The organism is Pseudomonas putida (genome assembly GCF_009883635.2).
Taxonomy (GTDB): Bacteria; Pseudomonadota; Gammaproteobacteria; order Pseudomonadales; family Pseudomonadaceae; genus Aquipseudomonas; species Aquipseudomonas putida_W.
Genome location: NZ_CP026115.2, coordinates 4,263,321 through 4,282,151 on the forward strand (window position 1 = coordinate 4,263,321; position 18,831 = coordinate 4,282,151).

Annotated in this window: 21 protein-coding genes and 1 tRNA gene; 18 read left to right on the plus strand and 4 right to left on the minus strand. The window is 62.3% G+C overall.

Annotated features, from left to right (window positions below):
- On the plus strand, nt 1–1,035 hold the full coding sequence (locus C2H86_RS19410; protein WP_159409404.1) for a S49 family peptidase: 1,035 nt from the start codon (nt 1–3) through the stop codon (nt 1,033–1,035).
- A 38-nt stretch (nt 1,036–1,073) separates the two neighbouring features.
- Here the strand turns inward: C2H86_RS19410 and C2H86_RS19415 are convergent, their stop codons facing one another.
- A complete protein-coding gene (locus tag C2H86_RS19415; protein ID WP_159409405.1) occupies nt 1,074–1,652 on the minus strand; it encodes a Maf family protein in 579 nt (192 codons plus the stop codon).
- Nucleotides 1,653–1,748: 96 nt separating this feature from the next.
- On the opposite strand from C2H86_RS19415, the gene C2H86_RS19420 reads away from it, so the two are divergent.
- The 12 genes from C2H86_RS19420 to C2H86_RS19475 all read left to right on the plus strand — a co-directional run bounded on the left by C2H86_RS19420 (nt 1,749) and on the right by C2H86_RS19475 (nt 11,547).
- Entirely contained in the window at nt 1,749–2,276 is a 528-nt protein-coding gene (locus C2H86_RS19420; protein WP_027919446.1) for a YceD family protein, read from the plus strand.
- A gap of 13 nt (nt 2,277–2,289) precedes the next feature.
- Nucleotides 2,290–2,472, plus strand: a complete 183-nt coding sequence (rpmF, locus tag C2H86_RS19425; protein ID WP_003247154.1) for a 50S ribosomal protein L32 — start codon at nt 2,290–2,292, stop codon at nt 2,470–2,472.
- Nucleotides 2,473–2,475: 3 nt separating this feature from the next.
- Nucleotides 2,476–3,486 (plus strand): phosphate acyltransferase PlsX, encoded by a 1,011-nt coding sequence (gene plsX / locus C2H86_RS19430; RefSeq protein WP_159409406.1) that lies wholly within the window; start codon nt 2,476–2,478, stop codon nt 3,484–3,486.
- A 127-nt stretch (nt 3,487–3,613) separates the two neighbouring features.
- Nucleotides 3,614–4,552 carry an ACP S-malonyltransferase gene (gene fabD / locus C2H86_RS19435; RefSeq protein ID WP_110638329.1) on the plus strand — a complete coding sequence of 313 codons (939 nt, stop codon included), beginning with the start codon at nt 3,614–3,616 and terminating at the stop codon, nt 4,550–4,552.
- Between the two features lie 15 nt (nt 4,553–4,567).
- On the plus strand, nt 4,568–5,308 hold the full coding sequence (fabG, locus tag C2H86_RS19440; RefSeq protein WP_103449709.1) for a 3-oxoacyl-ACP reductase FabG: 741 nt from the start codon (nt 4,568–4,570) through the stop codon (nt 5,306–5,308).
- A gap of 203 nt (nt 5,309–5,511) precedes the next feature.
- Nucleotides 5,512–5,748, plus strand: coding sequence for an acyl carrier protein (gene acpP, locus C2H86_RS19445; RefSeq protein WP_008096410.1), 237 nt, complete (start codon nt 5,512–5,514; stop codon nt 5,746–5,748).
- Between the two features lie 173 nt (nt 5,749–5,921).
- Nucleotides 5,922–7,166: a beta-ketoacyl-ACP synthase II gene (gene fabF, locus C2H86_RS19450; RefSeq protein ID WP_159409407.1), complete on the plus strand. Its 1,245-nt coding sequence runs from the start codon at nt 5,922–5,924 to the stop codon at nt 7,164–7,166.
- Nucleotides 7,166–7,981, plus strand: coding sequence for an aminodeoxychorismate lyase (gene pabC, locus C2H86_RS19455; RefSeq protein ID WP_159409408.1), 816 nt, complete (start codon nt 7,166–7,168; stop codon nt 7,979–7,981). The genes fabF and pabC overlap by 1 nt, the downstream gene beginning before the upstream one ends.
- Nucleotides 7,982–7,985: 4 nt before the next feature.
- Nucleotides 7,986–9,113 (plus strand): endolytic transglycosylase MltG, encoded by a 1,128-nt coding sequence (mltG, locus tag C2H86_RS19460; protein WP_159409409.1) that lies wholly within the window; start codon nt 7,986–7,988, stop codon nt 9,111–9,113.
- A gap of 9 nt (nt 9,114–9,122) precedes the next feature.
- Nucleotides 9,123–9,755 carry a dTMP kinase gene (tmk, locus tag C2H86_RS19465; protein ID WP_159409410.1) on the plus strand — a complete coding sequence of 211 codons (633 nt, stop codon included), beginning with the start codon at nt 9,123–9,125 and terminating at the stop codon, nt 9,753–9,755.
- Nucleotides 9,748–10,734, plus strand: a complete 987-nt coding sequence (locus tag C2H86_RS19470; protein WP_159409411.1) for a DNA polymerase III subunit delta' — start codon at nt 9,748–9,750, stop codon at nt 10,732–10,734. Before tmk ends, C2H86_RS19470 begins: the two co-directional genes overlap by 8 nt.
- A gap of 30 nt (nt 10,735–10,764) precedes the next feature.
- A complete protein-coding gene (locus C2H86_RS19475; RefSeq protein WP_159409412.1) occupies nt 10,765–11,547 on the plus strand; it encodes a TatD family hydrolase in 783 nt (260 codons plus the stop codon).
- Between the two features lie 1,095 nt (nt 11,548–12,642).
- Here C2H86_RS19475 and C2H86_RS19480 read toward each other — a convergent pair.
- A complete protein-coding gene (locus C2H86_RS19480; RefSeq protein ID WP_159409413.1) occupies nt 12,643–13,776 on the minus strand; it encodes an aminotransferase class V-fold PLP-dependent enzyme in 1,134 nt (377 codons plus the stop codon).
- A gap of 71 nt (nt 13,777–13,847) precedes the next feature.
- Here C2H86_RS19480 and C2H86_RS19485 point away from each other — a divergent pair, with 71 nt between their 5' ends.
- The 5 genes from C2H86_RS19485 (at nt 13,848) to C2H86_RS19505 (ending at nt 17,337) form a co-directional block, all read left to right on the plus strand.
- Nucleotides 13,848–14,483, plus strand: coding sequence for a TetR/AcrR family transcriptional regulator (locus C2H86_RS19485; protein ID WP_159409414.1), 636 nt, complete (start codon nt 13,848–13,850; stop codon nt 14,481–14,483).
- Between the two features lie 107 nt (nt 14,484–14,590).
- Nucleotides 14,591–15,559: a GTP 3',8-cyclase MoaA gene (locus C2H86_RS19490; RefSeq protein WP_159409415.1), complete on the plus strand. Its 969-nt coding sequence runs from the start codon at nt 14,591–14,593 to the stop codon at nt 15,557–15,559.
- Between the two features lie 66 nt (nt 15,560–15,625).
- The gene (locus tag C2H86_RS19495; RefSeq protein ID WP_159409416.1) at nt 15,626–16,231 is read left to right on the plus strand and encodes a DUF4823 domain-containing protein; all 606 of its coding nucleotides are present in this window, start codon (nt 15,626–15,628) and stop codon (nt 16,229–16,231) included.
- A gap of 10 nt (nt 16,232–16,241) precedes the next feature.
- Nucleotides 16,242–16,802: a DUF1285 domain-containing protein gene (locus C2H86_RS19500; protein ID WP_159412958.1), complete on the plus strand. Its 561-nt coding sequence runs from the start codon at nt 16,242–16,244 to the stop codon at nt 16,800–16,802.
- Nucleotides 16,803–16,905: 103 nt separating this feature from the next.
- Nucleotides 16,906–17,337, plus strand: coding sequence for a cupin domain-containing protein (locus tag C2H86_RS19505; protein ID WP_430738557.1), 432 nt, complete (start codon nt 16,906–16,908; stop codon nt 17,335–17,337).
- Here C2H86_RS19505 and C2H86_RS19510 read toward each other — a convergent pair.
- Nucleotides 17,310–18,593 (minus strand): nucleoside deaminase, encoded by a 1,284-nt coding sequence (locus C2H86_RS19510; RefSeq protein ID WP_430738595.1) that lies wholly within the window; start codon nt 18,591–18,593, stop codon nt 17,310–17,312. The two genes, C2H86_RS19505 and C2H86_RS19510, sit on opposite strands and share 28 nt — an antisense overlap.
- Before the next feature lie 125 nt (nt 18,594–18,718).
- Nucleotides 18,719–18,794 (minus strand) — tRNA-Asn (locus C2H86_RS19515).
- Between the last annotated feature and the right edge of the window lie 37 nt (nt 18,795–18,831).

The window sequence follows — 18,831 nt, forward strand, 5'->3', positions numbered from 1 at the left end:
ATGGCTGACGAGTGGAAAGCGCCGGTTAACGAAACCGAAGAGGAGCGCCTCGCTCGCGAAGCGCGTGAAGCGCAGAACGAAGAGGATCGTGTCGAGCAGAAGAGCTGGAAGCTGCTGGAAAAGACCCTGCTGGCCGGGGTCCAGGAGCAGCGTCGGTCACGGCGCTGGGGGATCTTCTTCAAGCTGCTGACCTTCGTCTACCTGTTCGGCATCCTGGCCTTGTTCCTGCCGTTCATGGATGTGGACAAGGCTGCATCGCGCAGTGGCAATCACACGGCCCTGGTCGAGGTGCGAGGCGTGATTGCCGATCAGGAGGCCGCGAGCGCCGACAATATCGTCAAGAGCCTGCGTGATGCGTTCAAGGACCCCAAGACCAAGGCGGTGGTCCTGCGCATCAACAGTCCGGGCGGCAGCCCGGTGCAGGCGGGCTACGTGTATGACGAGATCCGTCGTCTGCGCGGCGAGCACCCGGATACCAAGCTGTATGCGGTGATCACTGATCTGGGGGCTTCCGGCGCCTACTACATCGCCAGTGCGGCAGATGAGATCTATGCCGACAAGGCCAGCCTGGTCGGCTCCATTGGCGTGACGGCAGCCGGCTACGGCTTTGTCGGTTCAATGGAAAAGCTGGGTGTCGAGCGGCGTACTTACACCGCTGGCGAGCATAAGGCATTCCTTGATCCGTTCTCGCCTGAAAAGCCTGATGAGCGAGCGTTCTGGCAGGGTGTGCTGGACACCACGCACCAGCAGTTCATTGCCATGGTCAAGCAGGGGCGGGGCGACCGCCTGAAGGACAAGGAGCATCCGGAGTTGTTCAGCGGCCTGGTCTGGTCGGGTGAGCAGGCCAAGGCGCTGGGGCTGGTGGATGGTTTGGGTAGTGCCAGCTATGTGGCGCGTGAAATCGTCGGTGAGAAGGATCTGGTTGACTACACCGTGCAGGAATCACCGTTCGATCGTTTCTCCAAGCGCATTGGCGCCAGCGTGGCCGAGCACCTGGCCATGTGGATGGGGTTCCAGGGCCCGCAGCTGCGCTGATTCGAAATTGCTGGGGGCGCAAAGCGCCCCCAAAAATCTCAAGGTATGACCACGCCTTCCCGGGTCAGCATATCCACCAGTCGAATCAGCGGCAGCCCGATCAGGCTGGTGGCGTCGCACCCGTGGGTACTCTGAAACAAACTCACCCCCAAACCCTCAGCCTTGAAGCTCCCTGCGCAATCCAGCGGCTGCTCCGCTGTCACATAGCGCTCCACGCGCTCCCGATCCAGCTCGCGCATCGTCACCGTAAAAGGCACGCAGTCGACCTGGCAGTGCCCGGTCGCGGTATTGAGCAGCGCCAGTCCGGTCAGGAAGGTCACCTGCTGGCCGCTGGCTTCGAGCAACTGCTCGCAGGCGCGATCGAAGGTGTGCGGCTTGCCGAGGATCTGCTCGCCCAGTACCGCGACCTGGTCGGAGCCGATGATCAAGTGCTGAGGATGGCTGGCGGCAAGCGCTTCGGCTTTTTGCCTGGCCAGGCGCCGTACCAGCTCAACGGCGGGCTCGTCGGCCAGGCGCCGCTCGTCTAGATCAGGGCTTGCCCAGGTGAAGGGCAGGCGCAGGCGCGCGAGCAGTTCGCGCCGATAGGCAGAGCTGGAAGCCAGCAACAGAGGCAGCATGATAGACTCCTGGTCAGATGAACCTGATTCTAACATGCAAGATGTCGCCGAATTTCCTTTGACAGGGGCGGGGGGCATCCCTAGAATGCTGCGCCTATGTTGAATGACCCGATTCCACCTCACGTTGACCCGCGCAAATTAGCCGACCGAGGCGTATCCATCACTGGTACGCTGCAACTCGCTGATTTGGAAAGACTCTGCGACCCGCTTTCCGACGATGTCGGTACGGTGCAGGCGAAGTTCGATTTTGAACGAGATGAACAGCACGTGGTGGTTATCCACAGCGAGCTGGACGTCGAAGTCAAAATGGTTTGCCAGCGTTGTCTTGAGCTGGTCACCCTGCCGATCCACAGCGAATGTACATACGCCGTGGTGAAGGAGGGTGCGAATACCCAGTCGTTGCCGAAAGGCTATGACGTGCTGGAACTGGGCGAAGATCCATTGGATCTGCAGGCCTTGGTCGAGGAGGAGCTGCTGCTCGCCTTGCCTATCGTGCCTGCTCATCATCCGGAAGAATGCCAGCAGCCGGCGGGCGCAGACGAGCCCGAATCGAGCAAGGACGAGGTATCGCGGTCCAACCCGTTCAGTGTTTTGGCGCAGTTAAAGCGTGACCCAAACGTTTAGGAGTTAATCAATTATGGCTGTTCAGCAGAACAAAAAATCCCGCTCTGCCCGTGACATGCGCCGTTCGCACGACGCCCTGTCGGAAAACGCGCTGTCGGTAGAGAAAACCACCGGTGAAGTACACCTGCGCCACCACGTTTCGCCAGAAGGCGTATACCGTGGTCGCAAAGTGGTCGACAAGGGCGCTGACGAGTAATCCTTGTCCGCTCAGATCATCGCGATCGACGCAATGGGCGGGGACTTCGGTCCCCGCAGCATTGTCCAGGCTAGCATTGCCTGCCTTTCGGCTACCCCCTCGCTGCACCTGACCCTCGTCGGTCAACCCTCCCTCCTTGAAGATCTTGTCAGCGGCCTGGCAGCTGCGGATCGCGCGCGCCTGCAGATTGTCGCCGCCAGTGAGGTGATCGGTATGGACGAGCGGCCATCCCAGGCGTTGCGTGGCAAGCCGGACTCGTCGATGCGCATCGCCCTTGAACTGGTGCGTGACGGCAAGGCCCAGGCCTGCGTGAGTGCCGGCAATACCGGGGCGCTGATGGCGTTGTCGCGTTTCGTGCTCAAAACCCTGCCGGGTATCGATCGGCCAGCCATGGTGGCGGCGATTCCGACCCAGGCGGGTTACTGCCAGCTGCTCGACCTTGGTGCCAACGTCGACTGCAGTGCCGATAACCTCTACCAGTTTGCCGTCATGGGCTCCGTGGCTGCCCAGGCTTTGGGCATTCACCGGCCGCGCGTGGCGCTGCTGAACATCGGTACCGAGGACATCAAGGGCAACCAGCAGGTCAAGCTGGCGGCCACGTTGCTGCAGAACGCCCGCGGCCTCAATTATGTCGGCTTCGTCGAAGGTGACGGCCTGTATCGCGGCGAGGCGGACGTGGTGGTGTGCGACGGCTTTGTCGGCAACATCCTGCTCAAGTCCAGCGAAGGCCTGGCGACCATGATCGGCGAGCGTATCGAAAAGCTGTTCAAGGGCGGCGCGTTGTCGCGTGTCGCCGGGGCAGTGGCGATGCCACTGCTCAAGCGCCTGCAGGCCGACCTGGCACCGGCGCGGCACAATGGCGCGAGCTTTCTCGGCCTGCAGGGCATCGTCATCAAGAGCCATGGCTCGGCGGGGGTGCAGGGCTTCCAGAGCGCGATCCAGCGAGCACTGATCGAGATCCAGGAAAATCTCCCGCAGCGGCTTCATGGCCGCCTCGAAGACTTGTTGCCTTAGGCATTTCTGCCATGAAGTGCTTAAATGTGACCGCTCAGTTTTCGTTTTCATCCAAGTTTTCAGATTCCGCGCCCGGCCCGAGGCCTGGCGCACCCTATCCGACGACAAGATCATAAGGGCTTGTTCAATGTCTGCATCCCTCGCATTCGTCTTCCCAGGTCAAGGTTCCCAGTCGCTGGGCATGCTCGCCGAACTCGGTGCTGAAAAGCCGGTGGTCATCGAGACCTTCAAGGAGGCTTCCGAGGCTCTGGGCTATGACCTGTGGAAGCTGGTCCAGGAAGGTCCGGAAGAACAACTCAACCAGACCGACAAGACCCAGCCGGCGATCCTCACCGCCTCCATCGCCCTGTGGCGCCTGTGGCTGGAAGAGGGCGGCGCGCAGCCGGCCTTCGTTTCCGGTCACAGCCTGGGTGAATACAGCGCTCTGGTTGCAGCCGGCGCACTGTCGCTGAAAGATGCCGTGCGCCTGGTCGAGCGCCGTGGCCAGCTGATGCAGGAAGCCGTGCCGGCCGGTCATGGCGCCATGGCTGCAATCCTCGGCCTGGATGACGCCGTCGTGGTGGAAATCTGCGCCGAAGCGGCCGAAGACGAAGTGGTCAGCGCCGTGAATTTCAACTCGCCAGGCCAGGTGGTCATCGCCGGTAACAAGGCAGCGGTCGACCGCGCCATGGAGCTGTGCAAGGCCAAGGGCGCCAAGCGTGCCCTGCCGCTGGCGGTCAGCGTGCCGTCGCACTGCGCCCTGATGAAACCAGCTGCCGAGCGCTTTGCCGAGTTCGTCAACGCCATCGAATGGAAGGCCCCGCAGATCCCGGTGGTGCAGAACGTCACCGCCGCCATCGCCGCCGACCTCGATGCCCTGAAGCAGGACCTGCTGGCACAGCTGTACCAGCCGGTGCGCTGGGTAGAATGCGTGCAGACCCTGGCCGCCAACGGTGCGGTCAACCTGGTCGAGTGCGGCCCGGGCAAGGTCCTGGCTGGCCTGAACAAGCGTTGCGCCGACGGCGTGACCACCTACAACCTCAATACCCCTGATGCTGTCGCCGCCACCCGCGCGGCGCTGGCCTGATTTGGAGAAGCTTGCATGAGCCTGCAAGGTAAAGTTGCACTGGTCACTGGCGCCAGCCGTGGTATTGGCCAGGCCATCGCCCTCGAACTGGGCCGCCAGGGCGCGACCGTGATCGGTACCGCCACTTCGGCTTCCGGTGCCGAGCGCATCGCCGCCACCTTGAAAGAGCACGGCATCACCGGCACTGGCATGGAACTGAATGTTACCAGCGCCGAGTCCGTGGAAGCGGTACTGGGCGCCATCGGCGAGCAGTTCGGCGCGCCGGCCATTCTGGTCAACAACGCTGGGATCACCCGCGACAACCTCATGCTGCGCATGAAGGACGACGAGTGGTTCGACGTGATCGACACCAACCTGAACAGCCTCTACCGTCTGTCCAAGGGCGTGCTGCGTGGCATGACCAAGGCGCGCTGGGGTCGTATCATCAGCATCGGTTCGGTCGTCGGTGCCATGGGCAACGCTGGCCAGGCCAACTACGCGGCGGCCAAGGCCGGCCTCGAAGGGTTCAGCCGCGCCCTGGCGCGTGAAGTGGGTTCGCGTGGCATCACCGTCAACTCGGTGACCCCGGGCTTCATCGACACCGACATGACCCGCGAGCTGCCAGAAGCGCAGCGCGAAGCCCTGCAGACCCAGATTCCGCTGGGCCGCCTGGGCCAGGCTGATGAAATCGCCAAGGTGGTTTCGTTCCTGGCGTCGGACGGCGCTGGCTACGTTACCGGCGCTACCGTGCCGGTCAACGGCGGGATGTACATGTAAAACTGCAACGCAATGTGACGGATTGCTTCAAAAAAGAGTCATACTGCGAGCCTAAAATCCGTTATAAAGCTGCAACCAGATTCCAGGCAGCGGGTGCGGTGGTTCAAGGGAAGGTGCGTTCCGCTTGAAAAGCGAACGTCTTTCTATAAACTTGGTCACCGGCCAGCTGCCTGACATATGTCCATTAGGAGTGAAAACTAGGTATGAGCACCATCGAAGAACGCGTCAAGAAAATCGTCGCCGAGCAACTGGGCGTCAAGGAAGAGGAAGTGACCAACGAGAAGTCCTTCGTCGATGACCTGGGTGCCGATTCGCTTGACACCGTTGAGCTGGTGATGGCTCTGGAAGAGGAATTCGAGACCGAAATCCCTGACGAAGAAGCCGAGAAGATCACTACCGTTCAAGCTGCAATCGACTACGTCAACAGCCACAAGGCCTAAGACGTTGTAGTCGACGCTTCTTGTCGAGAAGAACCGCACTGCCTTTGCCGGCGTGCGGTTTTTTCTTTGCGAGCCTTCAGCGTCGCTTCGCTCGCGCCGAGAGCTTGTTGCCATTTCATTCCATTGCTTGAATGCAATGGCAAGAAACTCTGTGATTAGAAAAGGAGAGTACTGTGTCGCGTAGACGCGTCGTGGTCACCGGTATGGGTATGCTGTCGCCACTGGGTACCGATGTACCGAGCACCTGGCAGGGCATTCTGGCTGGCCGCAGTGGCATTGGTCCGATCGAACACACGGACCTGTCTGCCTACTCCACCCGTTTTGGCGGCTCGGTGAAAGGCTTCGAGGTTGAGCAGTACCTGTCGGCCAAAGAGGCCCGCAAGCTCGACCTGTTCATCCAGTACGGCCTGGCGGCCGGTTTCCAGGCGGTGCGTAACGCCGGCCTGGAAGTCACCGACGCCAACCGCGAGCGCATTGGCGTGGCCATGGGGTCGGGTATCGGCGGCCTGACCAACATCGAAGAAACCAGCCGCACCTTGCACGAGCAGGGCCCGCGCCGTATTTCGCCGTTCTTCGTGCCGGGTTCGATCATCAACATGATCTCCGGTTTCCTGTCGATTCACCTGGGTCTGCAGGGGCCGAACTACGCCATCGCCACCGCCTGCACCACGGGCACCCACTGCATTGGCATGGCCGCGCGCAACATCGCCTACGGTGAAGCGGACGTGATGATCGCCGGTGGCGCCGAAATGGCCGCTTGCGGCCTGGGCATGGGCGGCTTCGGTGCATCCCGTGCGCTGTCGACCCGCAACGATGAGCCAACCCGTGCCAGCCGTCCGTGGGACAAGGGCCGTGATGGCTTCGTGCTGTCCGACGGTGCCGGTGCGCTGGTGCTCGAAGAGCTCGAGCACGCCAAGGCCCGTGGTGCGACCATTTATGCCGAGCTGGTCGGTTTCGGCATGAGCGGTGACGCCTACCACATGACTTCGCCGCCCGATAGCGGTGAAGGTGCTGCCCGTTGCATGGCCAATGCCCTGCGCGACGCTGGCATCCAGCCTGAAGCGGTCAGCTACATCAACGCCCACGGCACCTCGACCCCGGCCGGCGACATCGCCGAAGTGGCGGCGATCAAACGCGTGTTCGGCGAGCATGCCTACAAGTTGGCGGTAAGCTCGACCAAGTCGATGACAGGCCACCTGCTCGGCGCTGCCGGCGCGGTAGAGGCGATCTTCAGCGTGCTGGCGATCAACAGCCAGATGGCGCCGCCGACCATCAACCTCGACGAGCCGGACGAAGGCTGCGACCTCGACTTCGTACCGCACGAAGCGCGCAGCATGCCGATCGACGTGGTGTTGTCCAACTCGTTCGGCTTTGGCGGCACCAACGGTTCGCTGGTGTTCCGCCGGTTCATCGGTTGATGCACAGCTGGATCGACGGCCAGCCCGCGACTGCGATCAATTTGCAGAACCGCGGCCTGGCCTACGGCGATGGCCTGTTCGAGACCATCGCCGTGCGGGGTGGCCGGCCCAGTCTGCTGGACGGCCACCTGGCTCGCCTGGCGCTGGGTTGCCAGCGGCTGATGATCAACGCCGACCTGGCGCTGGTGCGTGATGAAATCCTGCGCTTCGCCAGTCAGCTGGGCGACGGTGTCGCCAAGCTGGTCCTCACCCGTGGCGACAGCCAACGTGGCTACGCACCGGTTGCCGGCGTTGCGCCGCGCCGGATCCTCCAGGGCAGCCCGCTGCCCAGCTATCCTGTCGAACATGCCGAGCACGGCGTGCGGCTGTTCCCCTGCCAGACCCGGCTTGGGGAGCAACCGTTACTGGCCGGTCTCAAACACCTCAATCGCCTGGAGCAGGTGCTGGCCCGTGCCGAATGGCAGGACAGCGAACATGCCGAGGGCCTGATGCGTGACGGGCAGGGCAGGGTGATCGAAGGCGTATACAGCAATCTGTTCCTGGTGCGCGATGGCGTGCTGCTCACGGCTGACCTCAGCCGTTGCGGCGTAGCTGGCGTGATGCGCGGTGCCCTGCTGGAGCAGGCGCAACGGCTGGGCATCGCGGTAAAGGTGCGTGATATCGCATTCGACGAACTGCAACAGGCGGATGAAGTGTTCGTCTGCAACAGTGTCTACGGTGTCTGGCCCGTGCGTGGAATTGCCGCGCTGAACTGGTCGCCGGGCCCGCTCACCCGTAAACTGCAGGCCGTTGCCCGTACGTTACTGGATACCTGAATTCGTGAGACGCAAATTCCTGCTGCTGCTGGAAATGGGCTTGATCCTCGCCGGCCTGGCCCTGGGCTGGTCGGCCTGGAAGATCAACTCGGTGCTGGAGCAGCCCCTGCACGTGGCCGAAGAGCGCCTGCTCGACGTGCCCAACGGCACCAACCCCAACCGCATGTTCTATCGCATGCAGGCCGACGGCTTGCTCGACGACGCTGTCTGGCTGCGCCTGTACTGGCGCTTCAACATGGCCGGCACACAGTTGCATACCGGCGAGTATCGCCTCACCCCGGGCATGACCGTGGAAGATCTGTTCGACGTCTGGCGCCGTGGCGATGTGGTGCAGTACAACCTGACCCTGGTCGAAGGCTGGACCTTCCGCCAGGTGCGTTCGGCGGTGGCCAAGCATGAAAAGCTCAAGCACACCCTGGATGGCCTTTCCGACTCTGAAGTGATGGACAAGCTCGGCCACACCGGCGTGTTCCCTGAAGGCCGCTTCTTCCCTGATACCTACCGTTTCGTGCGCGGCATGAGTGACGTCGAGCTGCTGCAGCAGGCGTACATGCGCCTGGACGAAGTGCTGGCCAAGGAATGGGCCGAGCGCACCACTGACCTGCCTTACCGTGATCCCTACCAGGCTTTGATCATGGCCTCGCTGGTGGAGAAGGAAACCGGCATCCCCCAGGAGCGCGGGCAGATCGCTGGCGTCTTCGTGCGTCGCTTGCGCCTGGGCATGATGCTGCAGACCGACCCGACGGTGATCTATGGCATGGGTGAGCGCTACAACGGCAAGATTTCCCGCGCCGACCTGCGTGAGCCGACGCCCTACAACACCTACACCATGACTGGCCTGCCACCGACACCGATCGCCATGGTCGGGCGCGAGGCGATCCATGCTGCGCTCAACCCGTCCGATGGCACCAGCCTGTACTTCGTCGCCCGTGGCGATGGCAGCCACGTGTTCTCTGATGACCTGGACGATCACAACTCGGCGGTGCGCGAGTTTCAGCTCAAGCGTCGTGCGGATTACCGGTCCAGCCCGGGGCCACAAAGTGCACCTGAGGACGCCGCCGAGCCTGCTGAGCAGGACCCTGCCAGCGAGGCCACGCCGGCCGACGCGCCAACGCCTGACGAACAACATTAAGGACTGCCTGTGAGCGGCTTGTTTATTACCCTTGAAGGCCCCGAAGGCGCGGGCAAGAGCACCAACCGTGATTACCTGGCCGCGCGCCTGCGCGAACAGGGCCTGGACGTGGTGCTGACCCGCGAGCCTGGCGGTACGCCGCTGGCTGAAAAAGTCCGCGAGCTGTTGCTGGCGCCGAGTGACGAAGTGATGGCCGCAGATACCGAGCTGCTGCTGGTATTCGCTGCCCGTGCCCAGCATCTGGCCGAAGTGATTCGCCCGGCGCTTGCCCGTGGTGCGGTGGTGCTTTGTGATCGCTTTACCGATGCTACTTACGCCTACCAGGGTGGTGGCCGCGGCCTGTCCGTGGAGCGTATCGCTGCGCTGGAGCAATTCGTCCAGGGTGACCTGCGCCCGGACCTGACCCTGGTCTTCGACCTGCCTGTGGAAGTCGGCCTGGCTCGCGCCGCCGCGCGCGGTCGCCTGGACCGCTTCGAGCAGGAAGGTCAGGCCTTCTTCGAAGCCGTGCGCCAAGCCTATCTGCAACGCGCCCATGGCGCACCGCAGCGCTACAGCCTGCTCGACGCCGCCCAGCCACTAAAGGCGGTGCAGCTTGCCATCGATGCGCTGCTGCCTGCCATCGTGGGGCGTTGCCGTGGCTGAGGCCTACCCCTGGCAGCAGGCGCTGTGGCAGCAACTGGCAGGGCGTGCCCGGCACGCCCATGCCTACCTACTGCACGGGCCGCAGGGCATTGGCAAGCGCGCCCTGGCCGAGCGGCTGATGGCGCGTCTGCTGTGCCAGCAGCCGCAGGGGCTGGATGCCTGCGGGCAGTGTAAGTCGTGCCTGCTGCTCAAGGCCGGTAGCCACCCGGACAACTTCGTGCTGGAGCCGGAAGAGGCCGACAAGCCGATCAAGGTCGACCAGGTGCGCGAGCTGGTGTCGTTCGTGGTGCAGACGGCGCAGCTGGGCGGGCGTAAAGTGGTGCTGATCGAGCCGGTCGAGGCGATGAACGTCAATGCCTCCAACGCCTTGCTCAAGAGCCTGGAAGAGCCTTCGGGCGATACCGTGCTGCTGTTGGTCAGTCACCAGCCCAGCCGCTTGTTGCCGACGATCAAGAGCCGCTGCCAGCAAGTTGTCTGCCCACAGCCGAGCCTGGCGCAGAGCCAGGCCTGGCTGGCCACGGCATTGCCCGACAGCGACGAGGCCGAGCGCGAGGAGCTGCTGACCCTGGCCGCCGGTTCGCCGCTGATGGCGGTCAGCCTGCAAGCGCAAGGTGTGCGTGAGCAACGGGCCTTGGTGACCGACGGGGTGAAGAAGCTGCTCAAGCAGCAGCAATCGCCCAGCCAGTTGGCCGAGGCCTGGAGCAGTGTGCCGTTGTTGTTGCTGTTCGACTGGTTCTGCGACTGGTCGCACCTGATCCTGCGTTACCAGTTGACCCAGGATGAAGAGGGGTTGGGCTTGGCCGACATGCGCAAGGTGGTGCAGTACCTGGCGCAGAAGGCCCGTCAGGGCAAGGTGCTGGAGGTCCAGGCGTGGATCCTCGAGCAGCGCCAGAAGGTGCTCGGCAAAGCCAACCTCAATCGCGTATTGCTGCTGGAAGCGCTGCTGGCCCATTGGGTACAGCTGCCGGGTTCCCGCTGATTTTCCATCTTTTCATGTGTGCCGCCTGCCATGCTCGTAGATTCCCATTGCCATCTCGACCGTCTTGACCTGAGCGCCCACCAGGGCTCCCTCGATGCTGCCCTGCAGGCGGCGCGTGAGCGCGGGGTCGGGCATTTCCTGTGCATTGGCGTCAGTGCCGAAAATGCCGGGGCGGTGAAGGCGCTGAGCGAGCAGTACGCCGATGTCGACTGTTCGGTGGGGGTGCACCCGCTGGACCTGGCGCCGGGCGAGACACCGGCGCTGGAATGGCTGTTGCGCGAGCTGTCGCATCCGCATGTGGTGGCGATTGGCGAAACCGGGCTGGACTATCACTACGAACCGGAAGCTGCCGAGTTGCAGCAGGCATCGTTCCGCCTGCATCTGGAGGCCTCGCGTCAGACTGGCAAGCCGGTGATCGTGCATACCCGTGCGGCGCGGGCCGATACCTTGGCGCTACTGCGGGAAGCGAATCTGCCTCAGGCGGGTGTGCTGCATTGCTTCACCGAAGACTGGGATATGGCCAGGGCGGCGCTGGACCTGGGCTATTACATCTCGTTGTCTGGCATTGTCACCTTCCGCAATGCTGATGCCCTGCGCGAGGTGGCGCGGCAGGTGCCGGTCGACCGCCTGTTGGTAGAAACCGATTCGCCGTACCTGGCACCGATCCCGCATCGTGGCAAGCCTAACCTGCCGCAGTATGTGCGGGAGGTGGCGGAGTATGTGGCATCGTTGCGTGGGGTCAGCTACGAGCAACTGGCCGAGCAGACCACCTCCAACTTCAAGCGCCTGTTCCCGCTGGCGCGAGTAGTCTGAATCCAGTCCAGTTGCTTTTGCTCTGCTTTTGCTCTGCTTTTGCTCTGCTTTTTGCTTCTAAGCGCGCGGTAGTCCAGGCGACGCTGAGTGCGACTTCAGGAGGCCGAACGCAGGCGTCTGGAGGGCCAGGGTGCGTAGCACCCCTTCGGCGTAGCCGAAGGCGCGAGATGTAGACTTGCGCAGCAAGTCGTAGGCCGCGCGGGCCCGGAAGGCGCCGGAGTGAGGGGACCCCGGAGCGCAGCGCAGGGGCCGGATGATGGGAGCCGGGGTTTTTGGTTACTTTTTGCCCAGTCAAAAAGTGACCCGCCGTAAGGGCGGAAAGGTGACTCAGCGCCACCTTGGCAAATGAATGTTGATCTGATTCAAATGCCCATTTTTCCAAAAAGCCAAAAGCCAAAAGCCAAAAGCCAAAAGTCAAAAGCCAAAAGCTCGACTGCGGTGGTTTTAATTCAGTCGAGTACATTCATTTGCGATGGCGACGCACAGTCACCTTTCCGCCCTTACGGCGGGTCACTTTTTGTCAAACGCGACAAAAAGTAACCAAAAAACGCTGGCTCCCATCATCCGGCCCCTGCGCTGCGCTCCGGGGTCCCCTCGCTCCGGCGCCTTCCGGGCCCGCGCGGCCTACGACTTGCTGCGCAAGTCTACATCTCGCGCCTTCGGCTGCGCCGAAGGGGTGCTGCGCACCCTGGCCCTCCAGACGCCTGCGCTCGGCCTCCTGAAGTCGCATTTCGCGTTGCCTGAACTATCGCGCGCTTAGAAGCAAAATCAAAATCAAAAGCCAGAGCCAGAGCCAGAGCCAGAGCCAGAGCCAGAGCTAGCGCCAGAGCTAGCGCCAGAGCTAGCGCCAGAGCTAGCCAGAGCCTGGCGGCTGGTCTTGGGCAAAAAAAACCCGGGTTCTGGGGGGGGAATCCGGGTTAAGACCATTAGGAGTAAAACAAAGGTACGCGGTCCCTGAGCACCTTTATCGGCGCGCCACTTGGGGGGGATGCGCCGCGCCAACACTTCAAGTATTGGTCAGGTTTGGCACAGTGCCAGTGCTTCTCTGTTCGTTTTTTAAACAGATTTGGAATACGGCCGCCGTCCCTTCCTCCCTCAGCGCATGGCCAGGCGCCGTACTTGCTGGACAGCTTCGTCGATTACCTGCTCACTGGTGTAGAAATGTGGCGAAAATCGTATACCTGGGCCTCTTAGTGCACAGACCGTCTGCTCCGCCAACAGACTTCGATAGGCAGCCGCAATGTCCTGCCCCTGAAGGCTGAAGGTAACGATACCCGCCCGTTTTTCAAGTGTTACGGGACTATGCAGGCATACCCCAGGAATACCGGCCAGGCCCTGAAGCAGTTGCTCCACCCGCAACTGCAATTGCCGGCCCACCTCGTCCATGCCGATTTCCTCCAGCAATGACAGGCTGGCCTCCAGGGCGCACGCGCCCAGCATGTTCGGGCTACCACTTTCAAAGCGCCTGGCGCTGCGTGCCGGCCGCCACTCGCGACGATCGAAGTCGCCCAGGCGCTCCAGCATATGCCAGCCGTAGGCATGCAGCCTAAGCTGCGGGCGCAAAGCAGCGCGGCAATAGAACAGGCCCAGGCCCTCGGGCCCGAGCATCCATTTGTGGCCGTCCGCCATGGCGAAGTCGCACTGGTAGCGCTGCACGTCGAAGGGTAGGGCGCCAATCTGTTGGATGGCATCGACGCATAACAGGACATGGCGGGCCTGGCAGCCCTCACCGAGGCGAGGCAGGTCCAGGCGCAGGCCGCTGGCGAACTGCACGGCACTCACGGCCAGCAGGCGCGTAAGCGGGCCGCAGGCCGCGAGCAGCGCTGCCTCCGGGTCTGGCCCGGCAAGGCTCACCTCGGTCACCACGACGCCGCGCTCGCGCAATGCTTCCCACACGACACGGTTGGAGGGAAACTCCTCGTCGCTGATCACCACCTGGTCGCCGGCTTGCCAGTCGAGGCCGAACGCGACCAGTGAAAGCGCCTCGGAGGTGTTCTTTACCAGCGCTATGTCAGCCCACGAGGGGGCGTTGACCAGGCGCGCCAGCCTTTCCCGCAGCCTGCGTTCGGTGGCCAGCCATGTCGGGTATCCGCTTGCACCCTGGCGCACGTTGTCACGGGCAAAGCGCGCCACGGCCTCGCTGGCCCGGCGCGGCCAGGGAGCGATGGCCGCATGGTTCAGGTATCGCAGCCCTGGCGCCTGTTCGAACTCATCGTGAAACATAGACATGGTTGGATGATCCGTGCAATTTGCTGCAAGTTAGGCATAATAAACCGCTTCAATGTCATCCAGTCCTTCCTATGCAGAAAGAACCTCGTAAGGTCCGTGAGTTTCGCCGTCGCGAACAGGAAATCCTCGATACAGCGCTGAAGCTGTTCCTCGAACAGGGTGAAGACAGCGTCACCGTCGAGATGATCGCCGACGCCGTGGGTATCGGCAAAGGCACGATCTACAAGCACTTCAAGTCCAAGGCGGAGATCTACCTGCGCCTGATGCTCGACTATGAGCGTGACTTGAACGCGCTGTTGCACTCGGCCGATGTCGACCGCGACAAGGAGGCACTGTCGCGCGCCTACTTCGAGTTCCGCATGCGTGACCCGCAGCGCTACCGGCTGTTCGACCGCCTGGAAGAGAAGGTGGTCAAGGGCAACCAGGTGCCGGAAATGGTCGAGCAGTTGCACAGCATCCGCGCGTCCAACTTCGACCGCCTGACCCAGTTGATCAAGGGGCGCATCAGCGAAGGCAAGCTCGAAGACGTGCCACCGTACTTCCACTACTGCGCCGCCTGGGCGTTGGTGCACGGCGCCGTGGCGCTGTACCACTCACCGTTCTGGAGCAATGTGCTGGAAGATCAGGAAGGCTTCTTCCAGTTCCTGATGGATATCGGCGTGCGCATGGGCAACAAGCGCAAGCGTGATCCGGAAGCCACCAACTGAAGGCATTCGTCGTCACCGGGTGAGCCTGGCGTGAAATGGGGACTTGCAAAAACTTGAACCATGAGTCAAGTTTTGCCAGCCCCGATTCATCCATGCCGGAGTCACCCATGATCGTCGATCGTCAAGGCAGGCGTTTTCGCAACCTGCGCGTCAGCCTGACGGCTGCCTGTAACTACGCCTGCACCTACTGCGTACCGGACGGCAAGCGCCTGGTCGCAGCCCAGGATGAGCTGTCGGCGGAAACCTTGGCGCGTGGGGTGGCCTATCTCATTGAAGCGGCCGGCATCGAACGTTTGCGCATCACCGGTGGCGAGCCACTGGTCAGCCCTCGGCTGGACGCCTTTCTGGCGGCGGTGGCGAAGCTCGACCTTGATGACATCACGCTGACCACCAACGGGCAACTGCTCGCCCGCAAGCTGCCGCAGCTGCAGGCGGCCGGCATTCGCCGCTTGAACGTCTCCCTCGATACCCTCGACCCTCAGGCATTCCGCCGAATCGCCCGTGGCGGTGATCTGGCCAGCGTGTTGGCCGGCATGGATCAGGCCAGCGCCATGGGCATGCGAATCAAGGTCAACATGGTGCCGATGCGCGGGCAGAACCTCGATCAAGTGCTGCCGATGCTCGACTACTGCATGGCGCGTGGTTTCGAGTTGCGCTTCATCGAGCTGATGCGCATGGGGCACCTGGCACGGGACAACAATGCGTTCCTGCAGCAGTTTGTCGGGCTCGATGCATTGCTCCATGTGATCGGCGGCCGCCATGGCTTCCAGCAGGTAGACGCACCGCTGGATGCCACCGCGCTGCGCTACCAGATCCCGGGTCACGGCTATTTCGGCGTCATCGCCAATGAAAGCGTGCCGTTCTGCCGAACCTGCTCGCGCCTGCGCCTGTCCTCTACCGGCTGGCTGCACGGCTGCCTGTCTTCCGGCAATCGCCACTTTGTCGGCGACCTGCTGGAAAAACCCCGTCATCAGGCGCTGCCTGGCTTGCAGCGGCTGCTGGTAAAAGCCTTGGCAGACAAGCAGGAACTGGCGTTTTCCGGGGGTGCGACGGTGATGAAGGTGATTGGCGGCTGAAGCTGGCGCAAAAGCTGCATCCGCCGGCTATTCGCCGGTTTTTCGTCACCGGCCACTGGAGGAAAGATGCGTAGCCTGGTCTTGCTGCTGACGCTGATGGCGTTGGGCGGTTGCATGAATGTCAGCGATATGGGCGAGGGCGTCCGTTACCACATGAGCGACGCCGGCTTGCTGGACCACAGTGATACCCGTCGTACCCTGTCGATTCGCCTGCAGCCGGATTCGTTCATCTTCATCGGCCAGGGCGCGTTCATGCCGCCAGGCAAGGGCCCGGTGCCGAGGCAGAATGCCGTAGCCGATGAGGCATTCAAGAGTTTCGTCGAGTACTTCCCGCTGGTGCGTCGCGCCCAAGGGCCGCTGGGCCTTGAAGAAGCGATTGCCCAGGCCCGCTCGGTGGGCGCCGACTATGTGCTGTACACGCGCTTCGCCCGCACGGATGACCGTATCGGTAATGGCGACGAATGGTATGACGAGCAGGCCGTCGACCGCTTGGGTTGGGACACCGGTGTGGTGCAGATGATGCTGATCGAGACCAACACCCGCTACCTGATCGACACCGCACGAATCAAGAGCCGCGGCGGTTTGTTGACGTTCCACGACCAGTCGCCCCAGGATTTGCTTGGCGCACCGATGCGCGAGTACGCTCGTAGCCTTCTGGGCATGAGTGAGTGAGGGCAGCGTGATGACGGATTCCGGCAAGGCCAACGATCTATTGGCACAGATTCCCAAGCACAAGGGGCTGCCGCCGGTGCATCTGTGGAACCCGGATTTCTGCGGCGATATCGACATGCGTATTGCCCGCGATGGTACCTGGTACTACCTGGGTACTCCCATCGGGCGCAAACCGATGGTTCGCCTGTTCTCCACCATCATTCGCCGCGATGGCGATGATTATTTCCTGATCACCCCGGTGGAGAAGGTCGGCATCCGCGTCGATGATGCGCCATTCGTGGCTGTGACGCTTGAGGTACTGGGCAGTGGTGAGGCGCAGGTGCTGCGCTTTACCAGCAATGTCGAGGATCAGGCCGAAGCGGGGCCGCAGAACCCGTTGCGGGTCGAAATCGATCCGGATACCCAGGAGCCGGCGCCTTATGTGCTGATGCGTAGCAATCTCGAGGCATTGATCCATCGCAATGTGTTCTACCAGTTGGTCGACCTGGCGGTGCCGCAGGTGATCGATGGCGAGGAATGGCTCGGGGTATGGAGCCATGGTGTGTTCTACCCGATCGGGCGCAATTGTTGAGCGCGCGCTCCCCACTGGCTCCCTGCTTTTTCTCCTGATTGGCCGTTTGCGCCCTGTGCCACTGGGCCTAACCTGCAGGCACTTGCCAATCAGGAGTACGCCCGTGAAATCTGCCAAATTTTCTTTTGCCTTGTTCGTTGCCGCTGGTCTGTTCGGTCTTCAGACCCCAGCCTGGGCGCACGGCGACGCCGCTGACCAGGTAAAAATCCTGCAGCTACAACAGCCCTCGAATGCCCCGGGCAAGAGCGCCGTCATGCTCACGGTCAGCTATGCCCCCGGGCAGGCTTCGCCCGCCCACCAGCATCCGGGTGCGGTTATGGCCTATGTGTTGGAAGGGGCGGTGGTATCGAAGCTCAACGACGAACAGGAAAAGACCTACAAGGCCGGTGAATACTGGTACGAAGCGCCCGGCACCGTGCACAGCGTATCGCGCAATGCCAGCAAGACCCGGCCAGCCAAGTTGCTGGTATGGAGCCTGGTGGATGAAGGCAAGCCAGTCACTTTGCCCTACTCCGGGGCGAAATCAGCGCGCTGAGCGTGACACAGCTTGCTCGATACAGCTCGCACCAGTGCTTTGTCCCATACCTGGCTTGGCGCGAGCTGTACGTTGTGGGTGTAGAAGGGCGGCAGATTCTGTGCGAGTCGAGCGACCTCTTTGCCGGTCCGGCCCGCTGGCAGCAAGACGTATTGCAGGCTGGAAGGGAAGGACGGTGCGGTGTTGCGCTCCACCGTGGAGCCATAGGCGCCAAGGGTCATGACTGCTTCGCTGTCAGTCGGGTCTGGAAAGACAAGCATGACGAATGTGCAGTGACGCGGATGTGTCAGGTGCTCCCGCGCTTCGTTGCGGACCAGTGGGTCGACATGGTTCATCAATGTCCAGCGCAGGGCCGCATAGCTGCGGGTAGTTTCCATGAATGCGCTGCGAATGGGCGAGCGCTTCTCGCTGCCGCCCAGGCATGACAGCAGGTTGCCGAATGGATCGAGCAACGCGACTGCGTTGAAGGTGTCCGCCTGGCTGGCCGTCTCTAGCAGGGGTTGTGCCAGCTCTGGTCCGGCAAGGCGGGGGTTGTCACTTTTGCTGCGTAGGCTCCAAGGGCTCAGGTTGGCCAAGGCTTGGCGCACCTTGCTATGCAGCGGGAGGTTGCTCGGGTCCTTAAGTTCAGACGGAGGCAGGCCGGCAGAGCTGCTCTCATCGTGGACCGTATTCACGCTGGTTTCGAATAGAGAGCTGGTCAGGCTGGCGGTCGCGGCCTCGATGTGTTCGCCTGCGTAGATCGGGCCCGTGAGGGGACCCGCATATTCCCGCTCCAAAGGCGCTTCAATCGCGTAGTAGCCCCAGGTGGCTTGCGCGACTTTTGGCAGTGCCGCAGGGAGGCCGGGAAAGTTGAAGCAGGCGTTATGGTTGATGCCAGCGAAGGTGTCCAGAGCGCTGACCGCGACATTGAAACCGGCTGTCAGCAAGGCCCCCGCGCACATGGCGCAGGGGTCGAGCGTGGTTACCAAGGTCAGCGCGTGAGTGGGGGGCAGGGCCAGGCGCTGCTGATTCTCGAAATACCAGTCGATCAGGCGCCGTTCGCCATGGGCGGTCGGGTCATGGAGCCTGAAGGCAGGCTGCGCCTCGCTGTTCGGGAAAGGCTTGAGCACGCTGTTGTGCAGGGCGGCCAGCACCTTGCCGGTGGCGTTTTCGATGATGCATCCACCCACCGCGAATGTTGCTTGTCGGCTTGCCAATAGTGCCTGGTTGGCGGCGATCGCAACCGCTTGCTGGGCGTTGTAAGTAATATCGTTCACGCTGATCGAGGCTCTGCGGTCGTCGAGTGAGCGTGGACGATACAGCAGCGTTGTGCCGATAGGGGTAAAAAGAAGTGCAACAAAAAACCTCCAGTGCTTGCGCAACTGGAGGTTTTTTCAGTGTTTGGCTCCGCGACCTGGACTCGAACCAGGGACCCAATGATTAACAGTCATTTGCTCTACCGACTGAGCTATCGCGGAATCTGTGCGTATCTTACCGATTGCCAGGAGGAAGTCA